Here is a 1,440-nt window from a genome sequence, read left to right on the forward strand (position 1 = left end):
GGCGGCGCCGGGTGCTGCGGCGTCGGCCGCGGGCCCTCCGGGCTCTCCTGGCTACCGCGACCCTTGAACGGCCTGTCGCGCTCTCCTGGACGTCCTTCGCGCTTGCCTTCGAAACGCCGCCCGCCCGGACGACGCTCCTCACGCTCATCACGGGGCCCCCTGAACGGGCGATCCTGCGGACGCCCCTGGGAGCGACGCTCACCCTGGCCGCCGCGTCCCTGGAATCCTCCGGGGCGCCCTTCCCGGCGCGGCCCGCCACCGCCCTGACCCGCACGAGGCGCACGGTTGTCAAAGGAACGGCCTTCGCGACGCTCGCCGCCCTCACCAGAAAAGCGGTCGTCCCTGCGCTCGCCGCGCGGACCGGAGGAGCGATTGTCTCGACGCTCGCCACCCTGGCCAGAGAAACGGCCCTCTCGGCGCTCGCCCTGACCGGAGAAACCGCCTTCCCGACGCTCACCACGCGGACCAGAGAAACGGTTGTCCCGACGCTCACCACGCGGACCAGAGGAGCGATTGTCTCGACGCTCACCGCGCGGACCGGAGAAACGGCTGTCCTTACGCTCGCCGCCCTGACCGGAGAAACGGTCGTCCCTGCGCTCGCCGCGCGGACCAGAGGAGCGATTGTCTCGACGCTCGACGCCCTGACCGGAGAAACGGCTGTCCCGACGCTCGCCCTGGCCCGAGAAACCGCCTTCCCGGCGCTCACCGCGCGGACCAGAGAAACGGTTGTCCCGACGCTCACCGCGCGGGCCAGAGAAGCGATTGTCTCGACGCTCGCCACCCTGACCGGAGAAACGGCCCTCCTTGCGCTCACCGCGCTGAGCAGAGAACCGGTCGTCCTTGCGCTCGCCGCGCGGGCCGGAGAAGCGGCTGTCCTTACGCTCGCCGCCCTGACCGCCCTGGCCGCTGAAACGGCCCTCTGGGCGGCCCTCGCGGGACTCGGGACGCCGCTCATCGCGTCTGTCGTCGGAGCGCTTGAACGGACGGCCCGGCTTGCGGTCGTCGCGCTTACCGCGCGCGTCCCGTTCTTGCCTGTCACCAGGGCGACCACGTCCGCCCTGGGAGCCGCCGGCGCGGAACCCCCCGCTGCGGGGGCCGGCGCTCTTGCGAGCCCCGGGCCCTCCCTGGCCGCCGCGGGCATCGCCCCCACGACGGGCCGGCGTGTCACGCCGCCCGTTGCCGCCTCGCCGGTCGCGGCTGTCGTCGCTTCGGCCGTCCTCTTCCGCGCTCATCACGTCCGTCACTGTTCTTGGTGGTTCGGTGGAGTCTTCAGCCTACTTCGGCCGACCCACGACATGCGTCGAGGGCCGCCCCGGAAATTCCAGGGCGACCCTCGACCAATTCATGTCCGGCGGCGTCCTACTCTCCCACACGGTCTCCCATGCAGTACCATCGGCGCTGAAGGGCTTAACTTCCGGGTTAGGGATGGGACCGGGTGTT

1 rRNA gene is annotated in these 1,440 nt (G+C 71.5%); it reads right to left on the reverse strand.

Annotated elements, in window-relative coordinates:
* Positions 1 to 1,346 precede the first annotated feature (1,346 nt).
* Positions 1,347 to 1,440, reverse strand: a 5S ribosomal RNA gene (gene rrf, locus AB0C69_RS42245); the annotation flags it as partial.

This window comes from Actinomadura sp. NPDC048032 (assembly GCF_040653175.1).
GTDB classification, from domain to species: Bacteria; Actinomycetota; Actinomycetes; order Streptosporangiales; family Streptosporangiaceae; genus Spirillospora; species Spirillospora verrucosospora.